General features: G+C 32.3%; 15 protein-coding genes. 1 reads left to right on the forward strand and 14 read right to left on the reverse strand.

Annotation, left to right across the window (positions count from 1 at the left end; all coding sequences use genetic code 11):
- The first annotated feature begins 392 nt into the window (after positions 1-392).
- Positions 393-812, forward strand: coding sequence for a hypothetical protein (locus AAC024_RS14060; RefSeq protein ID WP_339896123.1), 420 nt, complete (start codon positions 393-395; stop codon positions 810-812).
- Positions 813-1,062: 250 nt separating this feature from the next.
- Here AAC024_RS14060 and hisIE read toward each other — a convergent pair whose 3' ends face one another.
- From hisIE to AAC024_RS14130, 14 genes are all read right to left on the reverse strand, one after another.
- Positions 1,063-1,662 carry a bifunctional phosphoribosyl-AMP cyclohydrolase/phosphoribosyl-ATP diphosphatase HisIE gene (gene hisIE / locus AAC024_RS14065; protein ID WP_339896137.1) on the reverse strand — a complete coding sequence of 200 codons (600 nt, stop codon included), beginning with the start codon at positions 1,660-1,662 and terminating at the stop codon, positions 1,063-1,065.
- A 37-nt stretch (positions 1,663-1,699) separates the two neighbouring features.
- Entirely contained in the window at positions 1,700-2,455 is a 756-nt protein-coding gene (gene hisF / locus AAC024_RS14070; RefSeq protein WP_339896124.1) for an imidazole glycerol phosphate synthase subunit HisF, read from the reverse strand.
- A gap of 93 nt (positions 2,456-2,548) precedes the next feature.
- A complete protein-coding gene (gene hisA / locus AAC024_RS14075; protein WP_339896125.1) occupies positions 2,549-3,283 on the reverse strand; it encodes a 1-(5-phosphoribosyl)-5-[(5-phosphoribosylamino)methylideneamino]imidazole-4-carboxamide isomerase in 735 nt (244 codons plus the stop codon).
- Positions 3,284-3,861: 578 nt separating this feature from the next.
- Positions 3,862-4,485, reverse strand: a complete 624-nt coding sequence (gene hisH / locus AAC024_RS14080) for an imidazole glycerol phosphate synthase subunit HisH (RefSeq protein WP_339896138.1) — start codon at positions 4,483-4,485, stop codon at positions 3,862-3,864.
- Between the two features lie 92 nt (positions 4,486-4,577).
- The gene (gene hisB, locus AAC024_RS14085) at positions 4,578-5,711 is read right to left on the reverse strand and encodes a bifunctional histidinol-phosphatase/imidazoleglycerol-phosphate dehydratase HisB (protein WP_339896126.1); all 1,134 of its coding nucleotides are present in this window, start codon (positions 5,709-5,711) and stop codon (positions 4,578-4,580) included.
- Positions 5,712-5,752: 41 nt separating this feature from the next.
- Positions 5,753-6,043 (reverse strand): GIY-YIG nuclease family protein, encoded by a 291-nt coding sequence (locus AAC024_RS14090; RefSeq protein WP_339896127.1) that lies wholly within the window; start codon positions 6,041-6,043, stop codon positions 5,753-5,755.
- 35 nt (positions 6,044-6,078) lie between these two features.
- Positions 6,079-7,122, reverse strand: coding sequence for a histidinol-phosphate transaminase (gene hisC / locus AAC024_RS14095; protein WP_339896129.1), 1,044 nt, complete (start codon positions 7,120-7,122; stop codon positions 6,079-6,081).
- A 55-nt stretch (positions 7,123-7,177) separates the two neighbouring features.
- On the reverse strand, positions 7,178-8,464 hold the full coding sequence (gene hisD / locus AAC024_RS14100; protein ID WP_339896130.1) for a histidinol dehydrogenase: 1,287 nt from the start codon (positions 8,462-8,464) through the stop codon (positions 7,178-7,180).
- 63 nt (positions 8,465-8,527) lie between these two features.
- Positions 8,528-9,385, reverse strand: coding sequence for an ATP phosphoribosyltransferase (hisG, locus tag AAC024_RS14105; RefSeq protein WP_339896131.1), 858 nt, complete (start codon positions 9,383-9,385; stop codon positions 8,528-8,530).
- 368 nt (positions 9,386-9,753) lie between these two features.
- Positions 9,754-10,569: a prohibitin family protein gene (locus AAC024_RS14110; protein ID WP_339896132.1), complete on the reverse strand. Its 816-nt coding sequence runs from the start codon at positions 10,567-10,569 to the stop codon at positions 9,754-9,756.
- Between the two features lie 13 nt (positions 10,570-10,582).
- Positions 10,583-12,616 (reverse strand): VWA domain-containing protein, encoded by a 2,034-nt coding sequence (locus AAC024_RS14115; RefSeq protein ID WP_339896133.1) that lies wholly within the window; start codon positions 12,614-12,616, stop codon positions 10,583-10,585.
- Positions 12,617-12,674: 58 nt separating this feature from the next.
- Complete coding sequence (fabG, locus tag AAC024_RS14120) at positions 12,675-13,421, reverse strand: 3-oxoacyl-[acyl-carrier-protein] reductase (protein ID WP_339896134.1); 747 nt, start codon at positions 13,419-13,421, stop codon at positions 12,675-12,677.
- 264 nt (positions 13,422-13,685) lie between these two features.
- Entirely contained in the window at positions 13,686-14,558 is an 873-nt protein-coding gene (gene sucD, locus AAC024_RS14125; RefSeq protein ID WP_339896135.1) for a succinate--CoA ligase subunit alpha, read from the reverse strand.
- A 67-nt stretch (positions 14,559-14,625) separates the two neighbouring features.
- Positions 14,626-15,558 carry a UDP-3-O-(3-hydroxymyristoyl)glucosamine N-acyltransferase gene (locus tag AAC024_RS14130; protein WP_339896136.1) on the reverse strand — a complete coding sequence of 311 codons (933 nt, stop codon included), beginning with the start codon at positions 15,556-15,558 and terminating at the stop codon, positions 14,626-14,628.
- Positions 15,559-15,585: the final 27 nt, after the last annotated feature.

Here is a 15,585-nt window from a genome sequence, read left to right on the forward strand (position 1 = left end):
ATTAGTAGTGTCCGATTAAAGAATCAAGACCGCTTCGCTGTTAGAACCAAGAACAGAGACTTGATTGTAACTAATTGATAAACAGTAATTTTTAAATTCATAACTTTCTAAAAAATAAAATTTTTCAGTAATCGCAAAAAGCAAGCCCCTCTTTTTTATAAGCCCTGAAAACTTAGGGTTCGCAAAGGTTTTCTTTAAGCGAACTATTTTTAGTCGGACAACAATGACAAACTATATAATTCGTTTCTATTACGCCCACATTTCAATATAAAATAAAACCGTAACTTAGGCTATGCTTTTATTTTCTATTTTATTTGAACGTCATATAATTAAAATTATTTATAGCTTATTTTAAACAATAATTGGTATTACTAACTAAAAACTAAAAAATTATGACAACCACATCAACAAACAAACCACCTATTTGGTTCTGGATTGCAAGTGTAATTGCACTTATTTGGAATGGACTTGGGGTAGATGGCTATTTAGGACAAGCCTATAATACAGAACGGTACAGAAGTTCCTTTACTCCCGAGCAACTTGAAGTTGCAGCTAATGCGCCATCCTGGACTACGGCCGCTTTTGCTATTGCCGTTTTTGCAGCAGTCTTAGGTGCTATATTTCTATTATTAAGAAAAAAAATAGCAACAACTTTTTGGATGATATCGCTAATTGCGGTTATACTACAAATGGGATATGCTTTAATTACAGGAGAAGCTGCAAGTATCGTCATGGTACTCATGATTATTGTTTTTGCTTTTGCTTTTCTATGGTTTTCAAGACTATCTGCCTCTAAAGGTTGGATATCATAAAAAACATACTAACCATCTAAAAAAAGGCTGTCTGAAAAGTTTTTCTAGTTGTCGGTTTAAGCATAAACGAGGTCAAAATGTATTCTGAACTAAGGAGTTTACGAAGTAAGTCGAAAACATTATAATCTCGATTTTCAATGCATTTCGGTTTGCTTCGCAAGGTGCTTTCAATGAAAAAATATTTTCATTTCACCAATGCTCAATGTGACAATTTACTCCAAAATTGACTTTTTAGACAGCCTCTTTTTATTTATTTGTGTCTTCCCTTTAATTCGTTCTCTATATCTTTTAATGTAAAACCTTTGGCTTGTAGTAGCATTAGATAATGAAACATCAAATCAGCAGATTCGTATAGAAACAACTCATCGTTATTATCCAGAGCTTCAATAACGGTTTCTACCGCCTCCTCGCCTACTTTTTGAGCAATCTTATTAATACCTTTTGAAAACAAACTTGCTACGTACGATTTATTCGTGTCTTTGTTAGCAACACGTTCTTCAATGACATTTTCTAAGGTCGAAAAGAAACCATAATTAGGTAAATTTTCTTCTTTCCAGCAAGTATCTGTTCCTTTATGGCATGTTGGTCCTACCGGATTTACTTGAATTAAAAGTGAGTCATTATCACAATCGTTTTTAATATCTACAAGATTTAAAAAATTTCCACTTTCTTCGCCTTTTGTCCACAAACGTTGTTTGCTTCTACTAAAAAAAGTAACTTGTTTTGTTTCAATGGTTTTTTGATAAGCTTCTTCATTCATATAGCCTAACATCAACACATTTTTTGTTATTGCATCTTGAATAATTGCTGGGACTAGTTCGTTTTGGTCGTATTTAATTTCCATTTCTATTTCGTTATGAGATACTGAAACGAGTTCAGTATGACGACTAAAGTCGTACTTCTATATTATTCTTTTTTAATTCTTTCTTCAATTCTGGAATTGGGATTTCACCAAAATGAAATACACTTGCTGCCAAAGCTGCATCAGATTTACCTTCTTTAAAAGTATCTATAAAATGTTGCATATTTCCTGCACCACCTGAGGCAATGATTGGAATATTTAATAGCTCTGATAGTTTTGCAAGCGCTTCATTAGCAAAACCGTTCTTGGTGCCATCATGATTCATTGATGTAAATAGAATTTCACCAGCACCACGTTCTTCAACTTCTTTTGCCCATTCAAATAAATCGATTTCCGTTGGAATACTTCCACCAGCTAAATACACTTTCCATTCACCATCAACTTCTTTAGCATCAATGGCTACAACAACACATTGGCTTCCAAATTTATTTGATAATTCGTTAACCAATTCAGGTCTTTTAATTGCTGAAGAATTAATTGAAACTTTGTCTGCTCCACATTGTAACAAAGCATCTACATCTTCAATAGATGAAATACCACCACCAACAGTAAACGGAATATTAACTTGTTCAGCGACGTGTAATACCATATCTAAAGTAGTAGCTCGTCCTTCTAGGGTTGCTGAAATATCTAAAAAAACAAGTTCATCTGCGCCATAATCAGCATATTGTTTAGCGAGTTCCACCGGATCTCCCGCATCTCTTAAATCAACAAAATTTACACCCTTAACTGTCCGTCCATTTTTAATATCTAAACAGGGTATGATTCTCTTAGTTAACATATAAAATTCTTTTTTTTCTATTTCCACGAAGGTGGAAATCTTTATCAAATTTTAATTAGATTTCCGCCTTCGCGGAAATGAAAAAACGGTTTGTTAAACAAATTTTTCTAGATCTCGAAGACTGATTCTATTTTCGTAAATCGCTTTTCCAATAATAACACCTTCACAACCTAACTCGATTAATTTTGGCAATTCATCAATATGAGAAATACCACCAGAGGCAATCAGTTTTATAGATTGTCCGCTACTACTATTGCTGCACTCTTCAATGATTTCTTTGTACAAATCAAATGAAGGCCCTTCAAGCATGCCATCTTTAGATATATCGGTACAAATCACATATTGAATACGTTTCTTTTGATACGCTTTTATAAATGGAATAACATTTTCTTTAGTTTGCTCCATCCAACCACTTATAGAAATTTTTCCAGCATCACTATCTGCTCCTAAAATGATTTTGTTACCTCCATATTTATTAATCCAACCTTCAAAAACTTCAGGGTCTTTAATAGCGATACTTCCACCCGTAATTTGTCTAGCACCAGAATTAAAGGCAATAAGCAAATCTTCGTTAGTTTTTAAACCACCGCCAAAATCAATTTTTAACTTCGTTTTTGATGTAATTTGCTCAAGTACTTTATAGTTTACAATATGCTTCGCTTTAGCACCATCTAAATCCACTAAGTGTAAATATTCAATGCCAGAAGCTTCAAACATTTTTGCTACTTCTAAAGGGTTTTCATTATAAATCTTTTTAGTATCATAATCTCCTTTTGTTAAGCGAACGCATTTTCCGTCGATGATATCTATAGCTGGTATTATTCTCATTGATTAACTTGTTAATCAACCCTGAATTTATTTCAGGGTCTGTTTATTATATTTCTAATGTTATTAAATTAGGATTAGAGTTCTTTATCAAATTCCATTTCCATTCTTTATGCCCGTTTTTAATTGTTTTTCTCTATTTCTTGCTAAATTACTATTTATAAAATCTGGTTGTACGACAAATTTCCCTTTTTTCGGAATTCGTACGATAACAAATATGGTTTCCAACAACGACCCTGAATATTGATGAAAACCTGCGAGATTTAAGTATCTTGTAGGTTTGGGCTCAAGATTTGTCCTTCAAGACCTACAAGGTTTTCGAAACCTTGCAGGTCAAGATTCCAGTTTTAGGGAAATTTGTCGTACATCCTAAAATATTCAAAATAAATTAATTCGGTTACATTATATTTCTTTTTAAATAAGGCTCCGATTCCTTTTTTATGTTATTCTATTCTCCTTGTTAAATTAGCTGCATAGCAATATATAATACTGTTCTATTTTTATTTGATAATATGTAGCAGTAATACCTCACTAAAATTATTATTTAAACTTATAGATTCTGAAACAAGTTCAGAATGGAATTAAAGTGCTAAAAAGTTTTTCAAAATTTTCTCTCCTTCCACCCCACTTTTTTCTGGGTGAAATTGAACTCCATAAAAGTTTTCATGTTGTAAGGCTGACGCATAATTGATTCCGTAATCTGTTTTAGCAATAGTTTCCTTGCAATGTTCTGCATAATAACTATGTATTAAATACATGTATTCATTTTCTTTGATGCCTTTAAACAAGTCAGATTTTAAATCTTTAATAACATTCCATCCCATTTGAGGAACTTTCACCTCATCAGAAAAACGTTTTACGTCTGTTTGAAAAATGCCAAGACCTTTAGTGTTTCCTTCTTCTGTTGACTTACAAAGTAATTGCATACCCAAACAAATTCCTAAAACAGGTTGTTTTAAGGTTGGAATTAACTTATCCAATCCACTTTCTCGAAGCATTTTCATGGCACTACTAGCTTCACCAACACCTGGAAATATAATTTTATCAGCAGCCATAATTTCTTCTGGATTATCTGATAAAACAGCATCTACTCCTAAACGTTTAAAAGCAAATTGTATGCTTTTAATGTTTCCTGCTCCATAATTAATAATTACTACAGAAGAAGCCCCATCTAACTTCCCCAAAGGGGAAGAACTCTTACTCATATTCTTTAACTCACTCATGTATCTAAATTCTTTCTATAGACTTGCTATTTTTAGCAAACCTTGGAATTCCCCCTTCTGGGGTTAGGGGGCTTTTACAAAACCCCTTTTGTTGATGGTAAAATCATTTTTTCAATATCGCGCTTTACAGCCATTTTAATGGCCTTAGCAAAAGCTTTAAAAATGGCCTCAATTTTGTGATGCTCATTGCTGCCTTCAGCTTTTATATTCAAATTACATTTAGCGCCATCAGTAAACGATTTAAAGAAATGATAAAACATTTCAGTGGGCATTTTGCCAACCATTTCACGTTTAAAATCAGCTTCCCAAACCAACCAGTTTCTACCTCCAAAGTCAATCGCAGCTTGCGCATAGCAGTCGTCCATTGGCAAACAAAAACCATAACGTTCTATTCCTAATTTATTACCTAAAGTTTTATTAAATAATTCGCCTAAAGCAATGGCTGTATCTTCTATAGTATGATGTTCGTCAACTTTTAAATCACCATCTACTTTAATATTTAAATCTAATTGTCCATGACGCGCAATTTGGTCTAACATGTGGTCAAAAAACGCAAGTCCCGTATCTATTTTACTTTTACCAGTACCATCAAGGTTTAATTGAATCGCAATTTTTGTTTCATTAGTATTTCTTATCAAACCTCCAGAGCGTTCATCAGCTTTTAAGAACGCATATATTTTAGCCCAATCATTACTCTCCAATGCAATGAAATCATTTAGCTCTTCATGCTTAACTGTTATTTCGTCTGTTCCTAAATTAGTTTCATCATTAATAAAAATACCTTTTGCTCCAAGATTCTTTGCTAATTCAATATCCGTTAATCGATCTCCTATTACAAATGAATTTTCTAAATCATAATCTTCAGAAAAATATTTTGTCAATAAACCAGTATTTGGTTTTCTTGTTGGGGCATTGTCTTTAGCAAATGTTCTATCAATGAACTGTTCTTCAAAAACAACACCTTCATCTTCAAATGTTTTAATTATGAAATTATGAACCGGCCAAAATGTATGTTCTGGATAAACATCAGTACCTAAGCCATCTTGATTGGTAACCATCACTATTTCGTAATCCAATTCGTTAGCAATTCTACTTAAATATTGAAATACTTTTGGATAAAACTCTAATTTTTCGAATGAATCTATTTGTTCATCAGCCGGCTCTTTAATGATGGTGCCGTCGCGGTCTATAAAAAGTACTTTTTTCATGATTAACTTGTTAATCACCCTGAATTTATTTCAGGGTCTGTTTAATTTAAACTAATTGTTTCAATGTTTGAATTGGTTTCTTTAATAAGATTCCATTTCCAGTCTTTATGCCAATTTTTTAATTGTCTTTCACGAGACTTAGCAACTTTCTTATCTACAAATTGCTCATAGTATACTAAATCAATTACATTATACTTTTTTGTAAATAATGCTCCTGTACCTTTTTGGTGTTGAGTAATTCTTTTTTTTAAATCATCAGCATAGCCAATATATAATACTGTTCTGTTTTTATTTGATAATATATAACAATAATATTTTTCGTTTTGTTTCAAACTATAATTTCAATTTTAAAGTTCCTGAAACAAGTTCAGGATTTCGATATTAATAAAAGTTCTTTTATTAATTTCTCATTCTCCGCTGGCGTACCAACTGTAAACCGCAAACAATTTTCACACCCAGGTTGTGTTGTTCTGTTTCTAATTACAATGCCCTTTTTTATAAGCTGATTGTAACGTTTTGTAGCATCATCAACTTTAGCTAACACGAAATTAGCATCAGATGGGTATATTTTTGAAATATAATCTACAGACTCCAATTTTGTAATTAGCAAATCACGCTCTTGCAATATATTAGCCACCTGTTGTTGTGTCAACTCCGGTTGTTCTAATTGTAAAATTGCTTTTAGCTGTGTTAGGGCATTCACATTATATGGTGGTTTAATACGGTTTAAAACTGAGATAATTTCTTCTGAAGCATAACAAATTCCTAAACGAATTCCTGCCATGCCATAGGCTTTTGAAAGTGTTTGAGTCACAATCAAATTAGGATATTCCATTAATCTACTTGCCCAACTTTCTTCATTTGAAAAATCGATATAAGCTTCATCTATAACGACAATCCCTTTAAATTCTTTAATGAGTCTTTCTATAGATTTCGCTTCAAAACTATTTCCCGTTGGATTGTTAGGTGAACATAAAAAGAGTAATTTAGAATTATTATTCGCAACATTCAAAATGTCATCAACTTTTGGTTGAAAATTATGGTCTAACTGAACGCATTTTATTTCAATAGCATTAATATTCGCCAATACGCTATACATGCCGTAAGTAGGCGGTAATGTAATGATGTTATCTTGATTTGGTTCGCAAAAGGCTCTATAAATTAAATCTAAAACTTCATCACTTCCATTTCCTAAAAGTATATTTTGTTTCGGAATACCCTTGATCTTTGAAAGCAAAGATTTTACAGTGCTTTGTTGAGGATCTGGGTAACGATTAACACCATTTTCGAATGGGTTTTCATTTGCATCTAAAAACACCATATCGTCACTATTACCCTGAAATTCATCTCTTGCGGACGAATACGGCTTTAATGCTTTTATTGTTGGTCTAATTAAATCTTGAATATTCATTTTATTTTTCTTGAGACCTGTCACGTTTTCAAAACTTGACAGGTCTATACTTGTATTATTTTTTTAAATCTTTCAGTCGGATAGTTACCGCATTCTTATGTGCTTGTAAACCTTCTGCTTCTGCCATTAACTCAATCGTCCCGCCAATATTTAAAAGGCCTTCTTTAGATATTTTTTGAAATGTCATGCTCTTCAAAAAACTATCTAAATTCACACCAGAATAGGCTTTAGAGAATCCATTTGTTGGTAATGTATGATTCGTGCCAGAAGCATAATCTCCTGCGCTTTCAGGGGTGTAATCACCAATAAACACAGAGCCTGCATTGTTTATTCCATCAACATATAAATCTTCATTTTTTGCACATATAATGAAATGCTCTGGTCCGTATTCATTAATTAGTTCTAAGGCCAAATCGTCATTTTCAACATAAATCAGTTTCGAGTTAGCAATCGCTTTTTCTGCAATCGCTTTACGCGGAAGGACCTCCAATTGTTTTGTAACTTCCTCTGAAACTTCATCGATCAAACTTTTTGATGTTGATACCATAATAACTTGACTATCAATGCCGTGTTCTGCTTGACTTAATAAATCAGATGCAACATACGATGCATTAGCAGTTTTGTCAGCAACTACTAATAACTCACTAGGTCCAGCTGGCATATCAATTGCAACACCATATTTTGTAGCTAGTTGTTTTGCAACCGTTACAAATTGATTTCCTGGTCCGAAAATTTTATATACTTGAGGAATGGTTTCTGTACCGAAAGTTAATCCAGCGATAGCTTGAATTCCTCCTACTTTTATAATTTTTGTAACACCACAAAGTTGAGCCGCAAATAAAATTTCTGGTGCTAACTCCCCTCTTTTATTTGGAGGTGAGCACAACACAATATCTTTACATCCAGCTATTTGCGCAGGAACAGCTAACATTAAAACCGTTGAAAAAAGTGGTGCTGTTCCTCCAGGAATATATAGTCCTACTTTTTGAATCGGTCTTTTTTCTTGCCAACAATGTACACCTTTAGCTGTTTCAATAGAAATTTTTGATGTTATTTGAGCCTTGTGAAACACCTCAATATTTTGTTTTGCTAACCTAATAGCATTTTGAAGCTTTTCTGGAACTTGTTGAATAGCTCGTTCTATTTCCTTAGAAGTTACAACATTCGATTCTAAAGAAACGCCATCAAATTTGTTAGTAAATGCTTTAATAGCAACATCACCTGTTTTAGAGACTTCACTAAATATTCCAGTTACAGTGTCTTCAATATCTCCAACAGTTTGTGTTGGACGTTTTAGTATTTCAAACCAATCATTTCTATTTGGATTAATTATGATTTTCATTCTTATTTAACTTTGAGTTAAAATCATGAGATTCCTGCCTTAGCAGGAATGACAAAATTTAGTTTAAAGCACCATTTTCTCTATTGGACAAACTAAAATACCTTGGGCACCATTAATTTTTAATTCGTCAATAACGTCCCAAAATTCGTTTTTACTAATTACTGAATGTACCGAACTCCAACCTTCTTGAGCCAAAGGCAAAACCGTTGGACTCTTCATTCCTGGCAACACATTTATAATATCTTCTATTTTATCATTAGGTGCATTAAGCAAAATGTATTTCGATTGTCTTCCTTTTAAAACCGATTGAATCCTAAATTGAATTTTATCTAATATAGCTTGTTTTTCTTCACTTAAAACTGGAGACACTGCTAAAACAGCTTCAGATTTTAAAATGGTATCTACTTCTTTTAAGTTGTTTTTAAATAAAGTACTTCCACTAGAAACAATATCACAAATAGCATCTGCAAGCCCAATGTTTGGTGCGATTTCAACAGAACCATTAATAATATGAAGATGAGCTTTTACACCGTTTTTGTCTAAATACATTTTTACTGTATTTGGGTACGATGTAGCAATTCGTTTGCCTTCTAAATCATTTATACTTGAATATTTAGTAGATTTTGGCACTGCAATACAAACTCTGCAGGTTGAAAAGCCTAGTTTCTCAACTACTGTAATGCCGTTTCCTTTTTCTATTAAAACATTTTCACCAATAATAGCGGCATCTACTACGCCATCTTTTAAATACTGAGGAATATCACCATTTCTTAAATAGAATACTTCTACTGGGAAATTTCGTGCTGATGCTTTTAATTGATCTTTTCCGTTATCAATAGAAATACCAATGTCTTTTAAAATTCTCATCGAGTCTTCGTTTAAACGCCCCGACTTCTGTACTGCAATTCTTAATTTACTCATTATTAATAGTTTACTATTAAGTTTTAGCTTTTATGATGAGATCCCCACTTTCGTGGGGACTATTTCAAATCGTTATCACCACAATTTGAAAAGAAAAACCCGCTTGATTGTCTCAAACGGGTTTAAAAATATATGTTGATTTTACTCAATACATTTTCACTTCGCCTGAGAGCAAATATGAAAATGATGATGTGTTTGAATAAAAGTCATGTCTTTTTTTATCTACGCAAATATCTATAATTTATATGATAAAATCCAAATTATAAATACAATTCTTATAACAATTCAACAATATTAATATTTAGACCTCAAAAAATTAATAATTTTTAAAAGAATGTCCTAAAAGCTGAATTATTCAATGTCTTGCCTTATTGATTTCCAAGGATAATTGGCATTCCGCTATCGCCAGAACCAATAACAATTACTTTGCTATTAGGAGATTCTGCAAGCTTTACAGTTGCTTCAATACCTTTATCTTGTAAAATCTTATCTGTTAATGATGCACTTAGAATTCTATTTGATTCTGCTTTACCTTTTGCATCAATAATTACTTTTTCAGCTTCTTTTTCAGCAGTTACTAATCTAAACTCATATTCTAAAGATTCTTGTTCTTGTTTTAATTTACGCTCAATAGCTTCTTTAATTGTAGGCGGTAAAGTAACATCTCTTACTAATACCTCATTTAATTGAACAAATTGTTTATCAAGTATTTTCTTAGTTTCTTGAAAGATTTCAACCTGAATGGCGTCACGTTTAGTTGAATACAAATCGTCTGGTGTATAACGTCCAATAACACTCCTTGCTGCACTACGAATTGCAGGCTGAATAACACGCTGTAAATAACCTTGCCCAATAGACTGGTGCAAATTACCTAATTCATTATAAACAGGCTCATACCATGCCGAAGCATCAATTTGAATTTCTAACCCGTTTGACGATAACACTTTCATTTTTTCAAAAAGTTCTTGCTGACGTACTTCGTAAACAAATACCTTGTTCCAAGGTGCAACAATATGAAATCCTTCACTCATTGGTGGTTCATCAATAACAACACCATCTCCAAAGGTTTTAAAAAGTACTCCAGCCTCACCAGAATCTATGGTTACTGCTGATTTTGCAAACAATACAATAAGCACTATCGCGGCTATAATAACAGGTAATGCTACTTTTGGTAATTTTTCCATTCTTTATTTTAATTTAAATTAATCCGTTATATTTTCTTAAAAACCACTCAAAACCTAAGCTAAAAGCTATGATAGCGAGTAGATATTTCCAATCGATCAAAGGTATGGTATTTTTACTGCTTTTTTGTATAGGAACATATCTATTATCTGTTAATAAACTGTTAACCAAATCTTGAGTATTATCAATAAAATAACTGAAACCTGAACTGTTGCTAGCCAACTGTTGCAACTTTGTTACATTAGCATTCAAAAATTGTTGCTCTACATTATATTCTAAAATTTGAAAATTCCCAGATTTAGATATATTTTCTTTAGAAGTTTTTACTACAAAGCTATATTCAGACGGTGGCAAACTACTTAAATCAACTTGATAATTATTATTTTTCAAAATTAACGGAAATGTTTTTAGCGCCTTTGAAACTTTATCCGTTATAGTAATATTTAAAGCTTCTCGAGTATCAAAAACATAATTTTTATCGAAAAATTCTGCTTTAATTATAATATTTCCACTTCCATCATAAAACGATTCGTAATCCAGGTTTAATCTGTTTTTTTGTTTATTAGAAGCTAAATATTGAATCAGTTTTCCTATAAAGTTATCAAAACCATTAAATGATTTTTCATTCAAATAACTTTGTGCGCGCCATTGCCATAAATTCTCTCCAAATAATACGGCCTCTCTTCTTCCATTAGTTTCAAACGTTGCTAAAAGCGATTGGTTTGTTGATACACCATTAACCGTTTTACTCAAAATGGACTGAAATGGAATATTAAACTTAACCTCACCATAATTTGACAGTAGTGGTGGAAATGATTCAAAATCCAAATTGTCTATTACAAATGGTGAATAATTGATATTTAATTCAGCAAGATAATTTTCAGTTTGATTTGTTATAGCATGTGAATAATTGTTAGACACGCTATTTAAAAAACCCAAACTCGTTTTTGTTCCAACAATTACAAATCTATTCTTATTTTGTGATTCGAGAATACTATATAAATCATTAAACTTATTATTAGGTTGATATAATATAATTAATTGAAAATCATTGATTTGATTAATTATATTTTTTGAATTTAAAATAAAAACTGATCGCTGTTCATTGCTTTCAATACTCTTCTTTAAAACACCTAAATCTGGATGAGAAAAATTACTAACAATCGCAATTTTTGTTTTTTGATTAATAACCTCAACCGCAAAATTCTTAGTATTATTTATCTTATTCTTTTCACTTTCTAGTGGAACTAAAGTAGCTTTGTAATTGTTAACGCCTACTTTATTGGCTGGTAGCGTGAAATTAATAAGTTTAGAATTATCATTTTTTGAAAAGTTAATCGCTTTTGAATATACGGTGGTATTACCATTTTTTACTACAAACTTAGAACTTATAGTACTATTTCCATTATATACTAAAATGGCTTCAATTGGAAACTTGTTTTTTAAATAGGCATATTTATTAACGTTAAACTGTTGAATTTTTAAATCGGTATAAGTAATTGTATCTCCTAAAATTATTGAATAAATAGGTTGTTTATAGCTATTCGATGAAAACTGATAATCATTTCCAAAAGTTTGGTTTCCGTCGGTTACCAACAGTGTTGGCGATGTAGTTTGCTTATATATTTGATTTAATTGCGTAAATGCTTTAGAAATATTGGTTTGTTTATCTAAAAATGTAATTGAATCTGAAGCATTTAGGCTTTCTCCAAAAGTGTAATAATTTATATTGAACTTGTTTTTAATAGCATTATTATTTTTAATATTTTCAATAAATTCAAGCACACTTTTATCTTGTTTTAAATGAATTATAGAGCTTGAATTATCAATAGCCACAACAAGATTAGGCTTTTCAACGGCTATTTTTATTTGATCAAAACTTGGGTTGATAATAAGTAGTAGAACTGCAAATACACTTAAAAACCTCAAAAAAGAAAAAAGCATGTTTAATTTAGATAGGCGCTGCTTTTTAGTGAAATACTGAAAAAGCGCTAAACCTAGCGCTATAATTCCAGCAAGCATAATATATAATAGAGTTTCTGAACTCATTAAAAAACTTTAAGTTATCGTGATGAGATTCCCTTCTTCAAGGGAATGACAAAAAGGCTTATGTTAGCATGCCGCCGTCAACGTTTATGGTTTGCCCAGTAATATAAGCGCTCATATCACTTGCTAAGAATACACAAACATTAGCAATATCCTCAGGAGTACCTCCACGTTTTAAAGGAATTCCAGCACGCCATCCTTTTACAACTTCTTCGTCAAGTTTAGCAGTCATTTCGGTTTCAATAAACCCAGGAGCAACTACATTACTTCTTATATTTCTTGAACCTAATTCTAAAGCTACAGACTTTGAAAACCCAATAATTCCTGCTTTTGATGCAGCATAATTGGTTTGTCCTGCATTACCTTTTACGCCTACTACAGAACTCATATTAATAATAGAGCCTTTTCGTTGTTTTAACATAGTACGCTGAACAGCTTTTGTCATGTTGAAAACCGACTTCAAATTCACTTCAATAACGGTATCAAAATCTTCTTCTGAAATACGCATTAGCAAATTATCTTTAGTAATTCCGGCATTATTAACTAGAATATCTATACTACCAAATTCAGCAGCAACGTCCTCTGCTAGTTTTTGAGCTTCTTCAAAACTTGCCGCATTACTTTTATAGCCTTTGGCTTTAATTCCTAAAGCATTAAGTTCTTTCTCTAATTCATTTGCAGCATCAACAGATGAGCTATATGTAAATGCCACATTTGCTCCTTGTGCAGCAAAAACTTGTGCAATTCCTTTTCCAATTCCACGACTAGCACCAGTTATTATGGCAGTTTTACCTTCTAATAGTTTCATGTGTTTATGTTTATTGTTTTTAAATGGTCAGATGTAACATCCATAAAATTATTCTTCTGTCCGACTAAATTTTCAGACATGGATGTTTCATTTTTTATTCAGTTAGTTATTATTAATCTAAGTATTTCAAATATAACAAATACAAATGGCTTCAAATAAAAAAACCTCACAAAATCTTGCAAGGTTTTCTACAGTCTATAATCATACCTTTTATCGTTTTGAAATTACAATAATTTCAAACAAAAAGAAGGTATCAGTCTATATTTACGCCAAAACTTCAGCTATCTTTTTTCCAATTTCTGCAGGTGAATCTACGACATGAATTCCACAAGCCCTCATAATTTTCTTTTTTGCTTGAGCAGTATCATCACTACCACCAACTATAGCCCCAGCGTGTCCCATGGTTCGCCCCGCAGGAGCAGTTTCACCAGCTATAAATCCAACAACAGGCTTTTTACTTCCACTTGCTTTATACCAATGTGCAGCATCAGCTTCTAACTGACCTCCAATTTCACCAATCATTACCACAGCTTCCGTTTCAGGATCATTAATTAGTAATTCAACTGCTTCCTTTGTAGTTGTTCCAATAATTGGATCGCCACCAATACCAATAGCAGTAGTAATACCTAAGCCTTGTTTTACAACTTGATCTGCAGCTTCATAAGTTAATGTTCCAGATTTAGAAACAATACCTACTTTACCTTTTTTGAATACAAACCCTGGCATAATACCAACTTTTGCTTCACCCGGAGTAATAACTCCTGGGCAATTAGGACCAATTAATCTACAGGCTTTATTTTTTATATAGCTTGATGCTGTAATCATATCAGCAACAGGAATACCTTCAGTGATAGTAATAATTACTTTTATACCGGCATCAGCAGCTTCCATAATGGCATCTGCAGCAAATGCTGGCGGTACGAAAATAATAGTGGTATCTGCTCCTACTTTTTCTACAGCCTCTAAAACAGTATTAAAAACGGGTTTGTCTAAATGAGTTTGACCACCTTTTCCTGGAGTTACCCCTCCAACTACATTGGTTCCATATTCAATCATTTGAGTAGCATGAAATGTGCCTTCACTACCTGTAAACCCTTGAACTATTATTTTTGAATCTTTATTAACTAAAACACTCATATTTTCTTATTTGAATATTGTTGTACAAATGTAATTTTTTGAACGCACTTATTTATCTTAAATGCTCTTAATTTTTCAATTGCTTTAAAATATTTGGAATCTGCTTAATAGATGCCATTTCTTTTAATTTAGCGCGTACTTCTTGTATAGGGGTTCCCCAATATGTTTTACCACCTTCAATAGATTTTGTAACTCCAGACTGTCCTTGGACAACAGCTTTTTTGCCAATGGTTATGCCGCTAGTTGTTCCAACTTGCCCCCATAAAGTTACTTCGTCTTCAATAATAACGCAACCGGCTATTCCAACTTGTGAAGCAATCAAACATTTTTTTCCAATAACGGTATCATGACCAACTTGAATAAGATTATCTAATTTTGAACCTTCACCTATAATGGTGTCTCCTGTAACACCTCTATCAATAGTACATCCTGCACCAATATCAACATGGTTTTCAATGACAACGCGTCCGCCAGATTTCAACCTATCATAGCCTTCTGGTCTATTTTTGTAATAAAATGCGTTGGCTCCTAAAACGGTTCCTGAATGAATAGTAACATGATTTCCAATTATAGCGTCATCATAAATGCTTACATTGGAATGAATTGTACAATGATCACCAATAATCACATTATGTCCAATAAAACAATTGGGTTGAATCACAGTATTTTTTCCAACTTTTGCTGAAAGAGAAATTGAAGTATTTGAACCTTGAAATGGTTTAAAATAATCAGTCAGTTTATTAAAATCTCTAAAAGGATCTTCACTAATAAGTAACGCTTTACCTTCAGGACATTCTACCTCTTTATTTATAAGAACAATGGTAGCATCTGAATCTAAAGCTTTCCCATAGTATTTAGGATGATCAACAAAAACAATATCTCCAGGTTCTACAACGTGAATTTCGTTCATACCTAAAACCTGAAAATTAGCATCGCCAACAAACTTACAATCTATTAAGTGTGCTATTTGCTTTAAAGTATGTGGTTTAGGAAACTTCATATATCAGTATTCAGTATATAGTATTCA

This window comes from uncultured Algibacter sp., assembly GCF_963976535.1.
Classification (GTDB): Bacteria; Bacteroidota; Bacteroidia; order Flavobacteriales; family Flavobacteriaceae; genus Algibacter_B.